We start from the raw sequence: 15,085 nt of genomic DNA, 5'->3' as shown, positions 1-15,085 counted from the left end.
TACAAGCATCGGCCAGCTCTGCTGGTCGATGTTGTTTACGCCCCTCCAGAATTTCGCGTACGTTGACCCGCTTTTGCGGGCGTCGACGAGCGCCGCTGTACAGCACGAGGAACAAGGGATGTTCGCGCCGGCCAATGAAACCCACTTTGCCCTGACCATCGAAGGGCTTTCCGCTGATTTTCAGGTGTTTACCCTGCAAGGTCGGGAAGCCATCAGCCAGCCTTTTGTCTTTGAGGTGGAGCTGGTCAGTGAGCAGCCGTCGCTGGACCTCGAAACCCTGCTGCACAAACCGGCCTTCCTGCAGCTGTCGCCCGACGGCAGCGGCATTCACGGCCAGATCTATCGCGCCGCGCAAGGTGACTCCGGCAAACGCCTGACCCGCTATTCGGTGACCCTGCGCCCGCAACTGTCGTACCTGGCGCACCGCGTCAACCAGCGCATCTTCCAGAACCTCAGCGTGCCGAAAATCATCGGCATGGTCCTCGAAGAACACGGCATCCAGAGCAACGCTTACGATTTCCAGACCGGCTCGATCTACCCCGAGCGCATCTACTGCGTGCAGTACGACGAGTCGGACCTGCATTTCATCCAGCGTCTGTGCGAAGAAGAAGGCATTCACTACCACTTCCAGCACACGGCGACGGCACACAAACTGGTATTCGGCGATGACCAAACGGTGTTCCCGAAACTCAAGCCTGTGGCCTATCAGCAAGACTCCGGCATGGTCGCCAACGACCCGGTGATCAAACGCTTCGACCTGCGCCTGGAAACCCGCACCAGCCGCACCACCCGCCGCGATTACGACTTCGAAAAACCACGCATCACCCTCGAAAGCGAAAACCGTGGCGACGCCCTGCCCGATCTTGAAGACTACGATTATCCGGGTCGTTTCATCGACCGCGAACGCGGCAAGCACCTGGCCAAACGCGCCCTCGAACGCCACCGCAGCGACTTCCAACTGGCTGAAGGCAAGAGCGATCAGCCGTTGCTGGTCAGCGGCCACTTCCTCGCGCTGACCGCGCACCCGAAAGCCAAGTGGAACGACCTCTGGCTGCTGACCGAAGTCCTCCACGAAGGCAAACAGCCGCAAGTACTGGAAGAGTCGGTGACCAGCGACACCACCGCGCTGAAAGACGATTTCCACCAGGGCTACCGCAACCGCTTTCAGGCCAGCCCTTGGGACGTGCCGAACCGCCCGCCGCTGCGCCACCCGAAACCGCGCATCCTCGGCAGCCAGAGCGCCGTGGTCACCGGCCCCAAAGGCGAAGAGATCCACTGCGACCAGTACGGCCGCGTCAAAGTCCAGTTCCACTGGGACCGCGAAGGCCAGGCCGACGACAAAACCAGTTGCTGGCTACGCGTCTCCAGCGCCTGGGCCGGCGCCCAATACGGCGGCATCGCCATCCCGCGCATCGGCATGGAAGTGCTCGTCACCTTCCTTGAAGGCGATCCCGACCAACCGCTGATCAGCGGCTGCCTGTACCACAAGGAAAACACCGTCCCGTACGCCCTGCCCGCGAACAAGACCCGCAGCACCTTCAAGACCCTGAGTTCAATGGGTGGCGGCGGTTACAACGAACTGCGCATCGAAGACAAAAAAGGTCAGGAACAGATTTATCTGCACGCCCAGCGCGACTGGGACGAGAACGTCGAACACGACCAGAAGATCCGCGTCGGCAACGAACGCCACGACACTGTCGAGAAAAACAGCTACAGCGAATTCAAGGCCGAAGAGCACCACACCGTGTACGCCGACCGCAAAGTCGAAGCGCGTGCGAATGATCACCTCACCGTGGGCGTCAATCAGCACATCAAGATCGGCACCGGCCAATTCATCGATGCCGGCCAGGAAATCCACCTGAGCAGTGGCATGAAAGTGGTGATGGAAGCCGGCGCCGAGTTGACCCTGATCGGCGGCGGCAGCTTCATCAAAATCGATGCCGGCGGCGTGACCATGAGCGGCCCGGTGATCAACATGAACTCCGGCGGCAGCCCCGGCAGTGGCACCGGCGCGGCCCCACTGATACCCGGAATCCTGAAACAGGCCGATGCCGACAAGGCCGGCCAGGTCCTTACCCCGGCCCAGATCAACACCCTCAAACGCAACGCACCATTCTGCGAAGAATGCGAAAAATGCAAGGCAGGTGCCTGTGCCATCTGATCGAATTACGCCCAAGGATTGGCTGGCACAACAGCCGCTGCAGACTGGCGAGCGTTTGTATCTGGTTATCAGTGCGGCGAGCGACAGCGACGCCCTGAAAAACCTGTACCTGACCGAACCCACCGCCCAGTTCCTGCCAATCTGGGGCGGCACGCCCTACTCCACCTGGCAACCGGTGATGCCCTACGTCACCGAACTCAAGTCCAACTCCGCATTCCTGCCGTGGATCACCGAAACCGATGCACTCGACTGGGGCTGGTTGGCGGTGTCGCGCTCGGAGCCGAACGACGTATTCGAGCATTTGCGCAGCCTGACGCAGGTGAAGATGCCGGATGGGACGGAAGTGTTTTTCCGCTTCTGGGATGGGCGGCATATCTACCCGATTCTGCATGGACTGGGGGACAAGGCAGGGGAAGTGATGCCGATGTTTGAGCGGTATCTGATTAATGGTCAGGCGCTGGAGGTTGGACCGAGGGCGCAGCCGAAGGTGAAGGATTGGCCGTGGTGGGAGGTGCCGAAGCCGTTGCTGGATAGCTTGGCCAAGGAAAATCCAACAACGCTGATCGGCAACCTGATGCAGTGGCTGGAAGAAGAGCGTCCGGACATCTACAACGCCTGGCCCGAAAACAACCTGAAACTGAAAGTCAGCCGTTTCGTGCGCCGCCCGAATGCGCCGGACAATCTTAAAGAAGCACTGTTAAACCACCTGATTCTGGAGCAAGGCTGATGATCGCAAAGGAACGCATTGCCTTCGTTGACAACCAACTGAAGAATTTCAAGAACAGCCTGACGATTTACCAGAAGCAAACCAATTCCTGGTACGCAAGTCTAGCTGATGAAGTCAGCCATAAAACGAATAAGCCCTCCCTGTTGGGAATGGAGCGGATCATCAAAGCCGGCGGGACCTCGACCGCGGTGAGCATGACAGATGACAACTTTAGTGTTGTGGCCAAGTGCCCGCAGAAAGGGCCTCTACTGATCGAGAGCAAGTTCGAATCGCTTTACGACATTCCTCTGGGCGATATTGAAGTTGAGGTAGTTGCAGAGGATGGCAGCTCGACCCACAAGGTCAAACTGGACGCTCAAGGTAAAGCGAGTTGGTCAGATGGCGTACCGGGTAAACGCTACATAATCCGTGTTCACAACGAAGTGACACCAACGCAGATAAACACGCTGTTTGATTCTTACAAGGGGCTCAACAGCGAACTGGAAGGCTTTCTTCGCAAAAAATGGACGGGGCCCAACGGATATCGGCAGCAATGGTCCAGTCTGTCGCTCTCCGGTACCGTCATGGCTATTGGCAATGGCATCCTCGACGGTGGTTGGGAGGCAATTAAAGGCGTTTGGGATGGGATCAAACTTGTTCTCGATATCCTTCAAGATCCTGGCAAGTTTGGAAAAAAACTAGGCGAAGGTGCCCAAGAGCTAATCGATGTAGCAAAAACTGCCCCTGATGTCATGAAAAAGGCCATGCTTTTAGCCAGTGACGAAGCATCGCTTTTCCTCATGATGCACACTGCGGTTATCTGGCTGGCCAGCCTGCCACCAATGAAAACCGCAGGCGATGCCGCAAAAATGACTACGGCGGCTGTCGTGGGCATTGCCATCGATATCGTCATTTCCATTGTTTTGACAGTGGCCGCCGAAGGCACGGGCCTGATTTATCTCGCCGCACGGATCAAGAAATACGGAGAAATCGTCCTTAAAGCCGTTATTAATTTTGTTAAGTCAATCTTTGAAATTATTAAAGGCTTCATGGCATACGTTACCAAGTACGTTCCAGTGGCCGCGCGCGGTATTGGAAGGCAAGTTAAACAAGGCGTAGTGCAAGTTCGATTCGATGGTAAAGCAAACGCTCGTCTAGGTACTGGGGCGCACGGTGACGATGCTTCGAGACAAGCCACGACGCCCGCAAATAAAAGCGCTGAGCCCGTGTCTTGCACGCGCGTCGACAAATGCCCGGTTTCGATGGTTACCGGTGAAGAGTTGCTGACGCTGACCGATGGGCAACTGGATGGTCTGCTGCCGTTTGAGTGGACCCGCCTGTACAGAACCAGCGCCGTGGAAATCGACTGCGGCTTGGGATATGGCTGGAGCCATGCACTGGCCCATCGCCTCGAAATAAACGGCGACGAAGTCGTTTGGATCGACCACGAAAACCGCGCAACGCCCTTCCCGCTCCCAACAGAAAAACGTCCGGCAATCACCAACAGCCTCTCGCGAGCCGCCATTTTTCTCGGTGACGATCCCTCCGAACTGGTCCTGGCCCAAGCAGGTAAACGCCCATCGTTCTACCATTTCCGCTTCAACAGCAAAGGCGCAACTCTGATCGCCATCAGCGACAGCTATGGCAATCGACTGCACGTCACACGGGACATTCACGGCCGTATCAAACGTCTCGACAACGGTGCCGGTCGCGCCCTGCTTCTGCGCTACGACCGCAAACACATCATCGCGGTCGACTATCAGCAGTTTCTGCCTGCGGACAATCTTGAAGACGCCTGGAACACCGTGCAGACGCTGGTTACCTACAGCTATGACGCCCAGCATCGTCTAATCGAGGCGAAGAATGCCGCCGGTGAAGCCGAACACTATCGCTACAACGAGCAGCACGTCATTCTCGAGCGGCAACTGGCAGGCGGCGCAGCTTTCTACTGGGAGTGGGAAAACGAAGGAAAACTGTCTCGCTGCACCCGTCACTGGGCCAACTTCTCGCAGATGGAAGCGCAATACGCCTGGGATGACAAAGGCAGCGTGACCGTCACCAACGCCGATGGCAGCGAAGAGGTCTACACCCACGACGACAAGGCACGACTGGTCAGCAAGATCGATCCGGACGGCGCCGAACACCTCAAAGCCTACAACGACAAAGGCCAATTGATCGCAGAAAAGGATCCGTTGGGCGCCGTCACCGAATACCGCTACGACGACAACGGATTGATGACCGCCGTCATCCCGCCGGAAGACGAAGCCACCACGTATGAATACATCAACGGTTTCGTCAGCGATGTGCATCGCGGCAAGGCCAGTTGGAAGTATCAACGCAACCGTCAGGGTGATATCACCCAGCAAATTGATCCGGACGGCAACGCCACGCTCTACAGCTACGACCGCCAAGGGCGTCTGCTGGAGATTCGGCATCCGGACGGCAGCCGCCATCAGCTCGGCTGGAACAACCTCGGCCAGTTGCTGGAAGAACGCCTGCCCGATGGCGGCCAACGCAAGTATCGTTACGATGCTTTGGGTCGGCAGATCACCCGGCAAGAAGAATCCGGCGCTATCACCCAGTACCAATGGGATGCTGCCAATCGCCTTGCGCAAGTCACACTGCCGGGCGGCGCAACCCGTGCGTTTACCTATAACGCTTACGGCAATGTCACTGCCGAGCGCGATGAACTCGGCCGCATCACGCGATATGAGTATGCGGACAACCTGCATCTGGTCAGTCGTCGCATCAATCCGGACGGTAGCCAACTGCGCTACCGCTACGACAACTCGCGCCTGCTGCTCACTGAAATAGAAAACGAGCGCGGCGAACACTACCAACTCAACTATTACGCCAATGGCCTTATCCAGCAGGAAACCGGCTTCGACGGTCGCCGTACGGCATACGAGTACGACCTCAACGGTCAGTTGCTGAAGAAAACCGAGTTTGGTGATGACGGCTGCGAACTCGTTACCGAGTATCAACGCGACGCCGCTGGCCGACTGATGGTGAAAACCCTCGCCGATGGTGAGCAGATCCATTACAGCTACGACGCACTCGGTCGTCTGGTCAACGTCGACGACGGTCACTGGCCGCTCGCCTACAAGTACGATCTGCAAGATCGCCTCATCGAAGAACATCAAGGCTGGGGCACCCTTCGATACGAGTACGACAGCGTCGGCCAGCTAAGCCATTGCCGCCTCCCGGATGGCAGTAAACTCGACTACCGCCATTTGTCCGGTGGACGACTGAGCAGCATCGACCTCAACGGCTCTCGCCTGACCAGCCACCAGTTCAGTGCCGGTCGCGAGCAGCAACGCCAACAAGGCCTGTTGCTCAGCCAATACCAGTACGACGAACAAGGCCGGCTGCAAGCGCACAGCGCAGGCCAGCGAGACAAAAATCTGTTCCAGCGCCGTTACAACTACGACGCCAACGGCAACCTCGCTGGCGTTGACGACAGCCGCAAAGGTAACCGTAGCTATCACTACGATCCATTGGATCGGCTGATCAGCGTTCGCGGCGCAACACCGGAAAGCTTTGCCCACGACCCGGCAGGTAACTTGCTTGGCCAAAGCAACGAAGGCACAGCGAACCTCGCGAACGTCAAAGGCAACCGCCTGCTGATGCAGGGTGACCGCCATTACGACTATGACGCTTATGGCAACCTGATCCGTGAACGCCGAGGCACTGGGCAGAAACTCGTTACCGAATACCGCTACGATTGCCAACACCGCCTCATCGGCGTCAGCCTGCCCGGAGGTAATACCGCCAGCTACAAGTACGACGCCTTCGGCCGTCGGATCGAAAAAACCATAGACGGCCATACCACTGAATTTCTGTGGCAAGGCGAACGGCTGATCGCAGAGAGTGCCGACAATCGCTACCGCAGCTATATCTACGAACCGGGAAGCTTCCGCCCGCTGGCCATGCTCGACGGTGAAGGCCCACCCAAGGCCACACCGTTCTACTACCAACTCGACCATCTCGGAACCCCGCAGGAGCTCACCGACTACAGTGGTGAGATCATGTGGTCGGCGAAATACCGTGCGTACGGCAATCTGGTAGCGCTGGACGTCAGCGAAATAGACAACCCGTTGCGCTTTCAGGGCCAGTATTTCGATGCCGAGACGGGGTTACACTACAACCGGCACCGCTACTACAATCCGGGCACTGGACGTTTTTTGACACCAGACCCGATCAAGCTTGCGGGTGGTTTGAACAACTACCAGTACGTGCCTAACCCTACGGGGTGGGTGGATCCGTTGGGGCTAGCGAGTAAAGAGTGTGATGGGCCAGAACCCTATGACAACTCCGCTCATAACGCCGCCAAATACGAAGCCATGAAACGTGACCTTAGAACGACTGAGGCTGCTAACCCCTTAGTCGAAAGTTTGCGAGCCACTGGTGATCTTCCCCCAAACTACGTTACTAAAGCTCAGGCAACACAAAGTGGATGGAAAAAAGGCAAAGCAGTCAACAATAGCGTTCCTGGTGGGCAGCTAGGCGGGGATGTATTCTATAATGATACAAACGTACTTCCTTCAGCCCCCGGCCGAACCTGGTATGAAGCTGACGTCGGTCTCAATAACACGATGTCTCGAAGCAATCAGCCCGGAACCAGATTACTTTACTCAGATGACGGCCTGCTTTACATCACTAGCGATCACTACGAAACTGTCACCCCTATTGGAAAGTGGAAGTGAATTAAAATGATAATTGAGCTTGATGGATTATCCATCTCATCCGAGCAAGAATTCCATAAGCGAATAGCATCTGCTTTTTCCGTCACCCAATACTACGGTCACAATCTCAATGCTCTTTGGGACCTGCTCAGCACCGACGTAGAACGCCCAATCGAATTAATTTGGACAAACTCAAAACATTCAGAAGAACGAATGGGCGATTCATATAGAAAAATATTAATCATTCTTGACCGAGTAAAAAATCAAGATGAAAGCTTTGGATTGGATGAGAAATTCAGCTACCAACTGAAATAGCAAAAAACCAACCATAAGAAATTGGCAGATTTTCTCTATTTAGATGGACAAGAGTAATATTTCGGAGGAGTTCAGTACCTTCTTGACTCGATATGTGGTGTAAGGCGGATTCCGTAGAAAAAGTAGCTTCCGCAAACATCGTGGCAAGGCGCGCTGGAAAAATATGAGCGCAACCGTCAGGGTGACATCACCCAACAAACCGACCCGGACGGCAACGAAACCTACTACAGCTATGACCGTCAGGGCCGACTGCTGGAAATTCGTCACCCCGACGGCAGCCGCCATCAACTGGGTTGGAACAACCTTGGTCAATTGCTCGAAGAACGCCTGCCGGACGGTGGTCAGCGCAAGTACCGCTACGATGCACTCGGCCGGCAAATCACCCGGCAGGACGAATTCGGCGCCATCACTCATTACCAATGGGACGCTGCTGATCGTCTGACCCAAGTCACCCTGCCCGGCGGCGCCACCCGTGCTTTCACCTATAACCCGTATGGCCGGGTCACCGCCGAACGCGACGAACTCGGACGCATCACTCGCTACGAGTACGCCGACAACCTGCACCTGGTCAGCCGCCGCATCAATCCGGACGGCAGCCAACTGCGCTACCGCTACGAGAACTCACAACTCAACCTCACCGAGATTGAGAACGAGCGCGGCGAGCGCTATCAGCTCGACTACTACTCGAACGGACTGATCCAGCAGGAAACCGGTTTCGACGGTCGCCGCACCGCCTACGAGTACGACCTCAACGGTCAACTGCTGAAGAAAACCGAGTTCGGCGACGACGGCAGCGAACTGATCAGCGAGTACCAGCGCGATGCCTCTGGTCGCCTGCTGGTGAAGACCCTGCCCGACGGCGAGGAAATCCACTACAGCTACGACGCCCTAGGTCGCCTGGTCAACGTCGAAGACGGTCACTGGCCGCTTGCTTACGAATATGACGTGCAGGATCGCCTGATCACCGAACACCAGGGCTGGGGCACCACCCGTTACGAATACGACAGCGTCGGCCAATTGAGTCAATGCCGCCTGCCCGATGGCAGCACGCTTGATTACCGTCATTTGTCCGGTGGGCGCCTGAGCAGCATCGACCTCAACGGTTCTCGCCTCACCGGCCACCAGTTCAGTGCCGGTCGCGAACAACAGCGACAACAGGGTTTGCTCCTAAGCCAATACCAGTACGACGAACAAGGTCGCCTGCAAGCGCATAGCGTTAGCCAACGCGACAAAAATCTGTTCCAGCGACGTTACAACTATGACGCGAATGGCAACCTAGCCGGCGTAGATGACACCCGCAAAGGTAATCGCAGTTATCACTACGACCCGTTGGATCGACTGATCAGTGTGCGTGGTGCGACGCCGGAAAGCTTCGCCCACGATCCAGCAGGCAACCTCCTCGGTCAGAACGACCTGCCCGTAGCCAATTTGGCTAACGTCAAAGGCAACCGCCTGCTGATGCAGGGCGACCGCCATTACGACTACGACGCTTACGGTAATTTGAGCCGTGAACGTCGTGGCGCCGGCCAGAAACTCGTCACCGAATATCGCTACGACTGCCAGCATCGCTTGATCGGCGTCAGCCTGCCGGGCGGCAGCATCGCAACCTACAAGTACGATGCCTTCGGTCGTCGTATAGAAAAAACCGTTGACGGCCACACCACTGAATTCCTGTGGCAAGGCGAGCGCCTGATCGCCGAAAGCGCCGAGAATCACTATCGCAGCTATGTCTACGAACCTGGTAGCTTCCGACCGTTGGCAATGCTCGACGGCGAAGGTCCGCGCAAAGCAACGCCGTTCTACTATCAACTCGACCACCTTGGTACACCTCAGGAGCTGACCGATTACGGCGGCGAGATCATGTGGTCGGCCAAATACCGAGCTTATGGCAACCTGGCGGCACTCGACGTCAGCGAAATCGATAACCCGTTGCGCTTCCAGGGTCAGTATTTCGATGCCGAGACAGGGTTACATTACAACCGACATCGCTACTACAATCCGGGTACTGGACGGTTCTTGACGCCGGATCCGATAAAGCTTGCGGGGGGGGTTGAATAACTACCAGTACGTGCCTAACCCTACGGGGTGGGTGGATCCGCTAGGGTTGAATGGATGCCCACCAGATGGAGATGGTGAAGGAAACCCAACGGCACCGACAGAAAATGCTCGAGTCGATACGAAAGAACCTTCGGCACCTGAGATCCCGTGGTCGAATGGTTCTGTAAAAAGAGCATCAGATGCACTTGATCGCGGTGCTACCTCCGTCACCGTAAATAGCAGAGCAGAAGCTGAGGAGCTATTCTTGGGAAAATATGTCGGCCAAGGATATAGGAACGCCGAAGAGTTCAACTCTGCGACTGCTAAAACGCATTTTAGAAAAACGAAAGAACCCGAAAAATACTATCACTGGGATGACACACCGGTTTCAGATATTAAAACAAGAAAGGTAACAATGGCGAATCACGACCCAAGCGACCCACATGGTGCTCATCCACATTTGCAGCTTCACCCTGTGAAAGGGGAAGTGATAAGAATCTATTGGCCAAACCAGTTTGAAGGACAAAAATGAGCACCCACAAAATAATCCCTAGAAAAGTATGGTGGGGCTTGGAGGCAAAATCATATACAGAGATTGCTCAAGAGCTTCCGTCGCAGGATGAGTCACTTCGAAAGTGGATCGCAATCTACGCTGTTTATCATTTAAACTTCGAAGACAGGTTCCCTAGAGAGCGTTATTACAATTTTCTAGAGGACGCAAAACATTCTAAATATGTAATTGTAGAGTTCACCCTCCCAATCCACCTTCTTGAGACGAGAGATAGCATTGGTGCCAACGACACAACAATCACAAAATGCAAAACTGTAGAGACAGAGGAAGAAATAAACCACTTTCTTCATGAGCACAATATAAACCCAGAACTATTCACCCCCCCATGGACATGTGAGTACCCATTAGACTAAATCCAACATTAAAAAGGGGACAGATTTATTTTCTAAAAACTGAAAATAAATCTGTCCCCTTTTCTCTTGAAAGAACGGGATGACTCGATCCCAGGCGCGTCGCCAGGCTGCAACCACCGTTGGATATTGCTTGCCCCAAGGGCCAGATTCGAAGGCATCCAGAGCTTGCTCGGCGACCTCAGCGTTGAGTGCTTGATAAATCGGTTTCAGGGCCTTGGCCAGCTCGCGACGCTTGTCCCATGCTGCGTAATCAAGGCTGTTGCGGATCAGGTGCACGATGCATGTCTGCAACGCCGTCTGAGGGAACACTGCACTCAAGGCTTCGGGCATGCCTTTGAGACCGTCCGTTACCGCAATCAGGACATCTTCGACACCCCGGGTTTTGAGGTCGTTGAAGACTTTCATCCAGAATTTGGCGCCCTCTGTGTTCTCAATCCAGATGCCCAGAATATCTCGGGTGCCGTCCGGTAGTACGCCCAGAGCCAGGTAAATCGCTTTGTTGCGAACCACGCCTTCATCACGGATTTTAACCCGCAGTGCATCGAAGAAAATGACCGGGTACATAGGCTCAAGTGGCCGTTGCTGCCAGGTACTGACTTCCTCCAGAACACCGTCGGTGACGGTACTGATGAAGTCATGCGAGACGTCTGTTCCGTACTGTTCGGAGAGAAATGCACGAATCTCGCGAACGCTCATACCACGGGCATACATGGCAATAATCTTGTCATCAAAGCCTGTAAAACGCCGCTCATGCTTAGGAATCAGTATCGGAGAAAAGCTGCCGTCACGATCTCTGGGAATGTCCAGACGCAAGGGGCCATCCTCGGTCAGCACGGTTTTACCGCTCTTGCCGTTACGCTGGTTACTCGAATCCTCAGGGCGCTCCGCGCCCTGAGGATAGCCAAGATGAAGTCCCAACTCGGCACCAAGGGCACGTTCGATAAGCGCCTTTTTGAACGCCATCGCAGCATCCTGAATAGCTTCGGCACTCATCGACTCGCTGAGGAACTGGTCGATCAGCTCTTTCGGAATGGACGGAAGGTCACGCTTGGCCTCACGGGCCGGTTTCTTTTTGGTTGGCATACATGCACCTCTGCAGCATGTTATGCCCGAACACAAAATTTATGACACTCCCTGACTCACTGATTCATGAGAGCTCTGGTCAGTTTCGACTCAACGCTCCGCCTCGATCAGGTCGTCTCCAACCTCATACTTAACCACCACCCGATTCCGATACAACCTCTCCCGCACCACCAACTCCCCCACCTGCCCCTTCTCCCTGACCTCCCGCCAAATCTCATTCTCCCGATACACCCTCCCCCCGTCCCGCACAAACCGATGCCCTTCCTGAAACACGTGATACCGATACGCCCGCACCTGGTCACATGTAGTGGTCTAATGAAACCGGACACCCATTTAGGCGAGAATGCTCGCCAGATCGAGGTGTCAGATGACTAAACAACGCCGCTCCTTTACTCCTGAATTCAAGCGCGAGGCTGCTGACCTTGTGCTCAAACAAAACTACAGCTACATCGAAGCCAGCCGTTCGCTCGGCATTGGTGAGTCGGCATTGCGCCGCTGGGTTGACCAGATTCAGAAAGAACATAAAGGCGTCACTCCGCAGAGCAAGGCACTGACTCCGGAACAGCAAAAAATTCAGGAGCTGGAAGCCCGGATTGCTCGGCTTGAGCGAGAGAAATCAATACTAAAAAAGGCTACCGCGCTCTTGATGTCGGAAGATCACGAGCGTTCGCGCTGATTGACCAGTTGAGGGCACATGAGCCGGTTGATTGGCTGTGCAAGGTGTTTGACGTCACTCGCTCGTGTTACTACGCCCAGCGCCCGCGGCGCCGCACGCCGGATGTCGAACGGCTTCGATTGCGTAGTCGCGTAAGTGAGCTGTTCTCGCAAAGTCGCAGCTCTGCGGGCAGTCGCAGCATCCTGTCACTGATGCGTGAAGACGGTGAGCAACTCGGTCGATTCAAAGTGCGTAGCTTGATGCGCGAGCTTGATTTAGTCAGCAAACAACCCGGCTCCCATGCCTACAAACGAGCAACAGTAGAAAGACTGGATATCCCGAACACATTGAACCGCGAGTTCGACGTGCCTGCGCCCAATCAAGTCTGGTGCGGCGATATCACCTACATTTGGGCACAAGGAAAGTGGCATTACCTGGCTGTCGTCCTGGATCTTTGTACGCGTCGGATCGTGGGCTGGGCGCTGTCGGAAAAGCCAGACGCTGAGCTGGTGATCAAAGCGCTGGATATGGCTTACGAGCAGCGTGGCAGGCCTTCGGATCTGCTATTCCACTCGGACCAGGGATCGCAATATGCAAGCCGACTCTTTCGCCAGCGGTTGTGGCGATACCGCATGCGTCAGAGCATGAGTCGACGAGGAAACTGCTGGGATAACGCACCGATGGAGCGCGTATTTCGTAGCTTGAAAACAGAATGGATACCGACCGTGGGCTATCGAACTGCGCAGGAAGCACAGCGCGATATCAGCAACTTTTTGATGCATCGCTACAACTGGATTCGGCCTCACCAGTTCAACGAGGGGTTGGCACCAGCGCGGGCCGAGGAAAAACTTAACGTCGTGTCCGGGATTAGTTGACCACTACAACACAACAACTCACCCTCCAACTGCGTCTCGCCCACCTTCAACTTCAACTGAAAACTGCGATCCGTCGGGTTATGCAGCACCAGATCAACGTAGTTGTAAAAAATTGCCGCCCCAGAGCCAAACGGTAGCACTCGGCCCTCATCCGGAAACGGATCAAAGCTGTGATTGGAGCGTTCGACCACTACCAGTGGCGAGTGAATGGCCATCCAGTGAATGAGGTTGCTCAGTTGGCATATCCCGCCACCCACCCCGGTTCGTGCTTCGCCGAAAGACAGTTCCATGCCTTCGACGTAGCCGCGTTTGCGTGTTGGCCGGCCGACGAGGCGGCAGAAAGAGAAGTGTTCGCCAGGTGCAATGACGACGCCGTCGATGGCGGCGACGGCGAGCTTCAGGTTGATGACTTTGTTGTGTTGCAGGGCGAGGTCGGAGTCGCCGAATTTGCGGATGAGTTTTGAGGTGTGTTTGAGGTAGCGAAATGGCAGCCGTTCGGCCAACGCAGCAGGCCGTGCGTAGCGCTTGCCGGAGCAGTGCCAGGCGATTTGGCGGAACAGCCTTTTTTGCCATACGCGCAGCCAGTACAGGGCTGGATGGTAGAGGGAGAGTGGTTTTTTCATCCGTGACACAACGGCGCTCGCCGTTTCTTCCTTGAACCGTAAAGGGGCGCGCAGTTTAGCGTGTCTGCCGCGCGATTCTGGAAATTAAGCTTCGCCTAAGGTTGCCTCGCTACCCTCCCGGCTCATGAACCCTGTCGCCATTGAATCGCGGATGAGTCTTTCTGTTATGAGTGCGTTTGATCTGCCAACCCAGCCACAGCCGAACTTCAGTCTCGTTTTGGTCAATTACAAAACCCCGGACATCACCAGGATGTGCCTGGAGTTATTGCACCAGCACGTCGTTGAACAGCGAATTCCGGTGTGGGTGGTGGACAACGATTCGGCAGATGAAAGTCTGGATTACTTGCGTTCGCTTGACTGGATCAATCTGATTGAGCGGCCTTCGCCGTGCAAAGAAGCAGGCCATATTGCCCATGGCAAGGCACTGGATCTGGCGCTGGAAAAAGTTGAAACCGATTACCTTTTCTTGCTGCACACCGACACTTTTGTCTACGACAAAGAAGTGTTTGCGATGATGATGCGCGAGTGCACGAAAAGTGCGGATATGGCGGCAGTCGGTTGTGTCGAGCAAATCAATCGGGGGGTTGTGCGTGATACCTGGCGCTTAACTTCGCGCTTTTGCAAGCATTATGTTCGCCAGTTAAAAGTCCGTTTGGGTTTGAAATCCAAACCGCCGAGACCTTATAAAGAAACTCATCTGAAAAGTTTCTGCACCTTGTGGAATGCTCGATTGATGAAGTCGCTGGACCTGCACTTTTGCATGGATGATCGAGTGCCGGGTTATACGTTGCAGGATCGGATGGCGGGTCTGGGCTATGGCATCAGGTTCCTGTCGCCACGCAAGATTTTCCGCTATCTCGATCACATCCAGGCAGGAACGGTCGCTGCGGCGGGCACCTACGGGGAAAATCACCGTCGGACGAAAATGTATCAGGCAACGATCAAGCGCTTCCAGGGCCAGCGAACCAAAACTGCGACGCACGCGTGAAATTATTCGGATGTCTAGTCCTGAAATAGGTTT

The 15,085-nt window shown here is 55.3% G+C and carries 8 protein-coding genes and 3 pseudogenes; 8 read left to right on the top strand and 3 right to left on the bottom strand.

From position 1 onward, the window contains the following. Positions 1 to 118 precede the first annotated feature (118 nt). From ACA043_RS11355 to ACA043_RS11330, 6 genes and pseudogenes are all read left to right on the top strand, one after another. A complete protein-coding gene (locus ACA043_RS11355; RefSeq protein WP_497659232.1) occupies positions 119 to 2,161 on the top strand; it encodes a type VI secretion system Vgr family protein in 2,043 nt (680 codons plus the stop codon). Further along, complete coding sequence (locus tag ACA043_RS11350; RefSeq protein WP_497659231.1) at positions 2,151 to 2,888, top strand: DUF4123 domain-containing protein; 738 nt, start codon at positions 2,151 to 2,153, stop codon at positions 2,886 to 2,888. Before ACA043_RS11355 ends, ACA043_RS11350 begins: the two co-directional genes overlap by 11 nt. Next, complete coding sequence (locus tag ACA043_RS11345; protein WP_497659230.1) at positions 2,888 to 7,573, top strand: RHS repeat-associated core domain-containing protein; 4,686 nt, start codon at positions 2,888 to 2,890, stop codon at positions 7,571 to 7,573. Before ACA043_RS11350 ends, ACA043_RS11345 begins: the two co-directional genes overlap by 1 nt. A 6-nt stretch (positions 7,574 to 7,579) precedes the next feature. Further along, the gene (locus ACA043_RS11340; protein WP_497659229.1) at positions 7,580 to 7,867 is read left to right on the top strand and encodes a barstar family protein; all 288 of its coding nucleotides are present in this window, start codon (positions 7,580 to 7,582) and stop codon (positions 7,865 to 7,867) included. Positions 7,868 to 8,003: 136 nt separating this feature from the next. After that, positions 8,004 to 9,998, top strand: a pseudogene (locus ACA043_RS11335) (RHS repeat-associated core domain-containing protein); the annotation flags it as partial. 434 nt (positions 9,999 to 10,432) lie between these two features. Next, the gene (locus tag ACA043_RS11330; RefSeq protein ID WP_497659228.1) at positions 10,433 to 10,828 is read left to right on the top strand and encodes a hypothetical protein; all 396 of its coding nucleotides are present in this window, start codon (positions 10,433 to 10,435) and stop codon (positions 10,826 to 10,828) included. A 69-nt stretch (positions 10,829 to 10,897) separates the two neighbouring features. Here the strand turns inward: ACA043_RS11330 and ACA043_RS11325 are convergent. After that, positions 10,898 to 11,911: pseudogene (locus ACA043_RS11325) on the bottom strand (IS256 family transposase); the annotation flags it as partial. A 90-nt stretch (positions 11,912 to 12,001) separates the two neighbouring features. Then, positions 12,002 to 12,214: pseudogene (locus ACA043_RS11320) on the bottom strand (VanW family protein); the annotation flags it as partial. A 64-nt stretch (positions 12,215 to 12,278) separates the two neighbouring features. Between ACA043_RS11320 and ACA043_RS11315 the strand changes: the two are divergent. Next, a protein-coding gene (locus ACA043_RS11315; protein ID WP_497659638.1) for an IS3 family transposase occupies positions 12,279 to 13,441 on the top strand; the annotation gives its coding sequence in 2 pieces (ribosomal slippage) (positions 12,279 to 12,534 and positions 12,534 to 13,441; 1,164 coding nt in all). On the opposite strand, the gene ACA043_RS11310 is transcribed toward ACA043_RS11315, so the two are convergent. Next, a complete protein-coding gene (locus tag ACA043_RS11310) occupies positions 13,369 to 14,064 on the bottom strand; it encodes a VanW family protein (protein WP_497659227.1) in 696 nt (231 codons plus the stop codon). The genes ACA043_RS11315 and ACA043_RS11310 overlap by 73 nt on opposite strands. A 166-nt stretch (positions 14,065 to 14,230) precedes the next feature. Between ACA043_RS11310 and ACA043_RS11305 the strand changes: the two genes are divergently transcribed. Beyond that, entirely contained in the window at positions 14,231 to 15,052 is an 822-nt protein-coding gene (locus ACA043_RS11305) for a glycosyltransferase family 2 protein (protein WP_401265858.1), read from the top strand. The last annotated feature ends 33 nt before the right edge of the window (positions 15,053 to 15,085 follow it).

The organism is Pseudomonas sp. LBUM1648 (assembly GCF_059716145.1).
The sequence above is the reverse complement of the archived record's forward strand: the minus strand, read 5'-3'. Positions and strand labels throughout refer to the sequence as shown.

Bases quoted from the DNA above. Each gene is read 5' to 3' on its own strand.
- ACA043_RS11355 (WP_497659232.1), top strand. From the start codon at position 119: ATGTTCGCGCCGGCCAATGAAACCCACTTTGCCCTGACCATCGAAGGG.
- ACA043_RS11345 (WP_497659230.1), top strand. From the start codon at position 2,888: ATGATCGCAAAGGAACGCATTGCCTTCGTTGACAACCAACTGAAGAAT.
- ACA043_RS11340 (WP_497659229.1), top strand. From the start codon at position 7,580: ATGATAATTGAGCTTGATGGATTATCCATCTCATCCGAGCAAGAATTC.
- ACA043_RS11330 (WP_497659228.1), top strand. From the start codon at position 10,433: ATGAGCACCCACAAAATAATCCCTAGAAAAGTATGGTGGGGCTTGGAG.
- ACA043_RS11310 (WP_497659227.1), bottom strand. From the start codon at position 14,064: ATGAAAAAACCACTCTCCCTCTACCATCCAGCCCTGTACTGGCTGCGC.
- ACA043_RS11305 (WP_401265858.1), top strand. From the start codon at position 14,231: ATGAGTGCGTTTGATCTGCCAACCCAGCCACAGCCGAACTTCAGTCTC.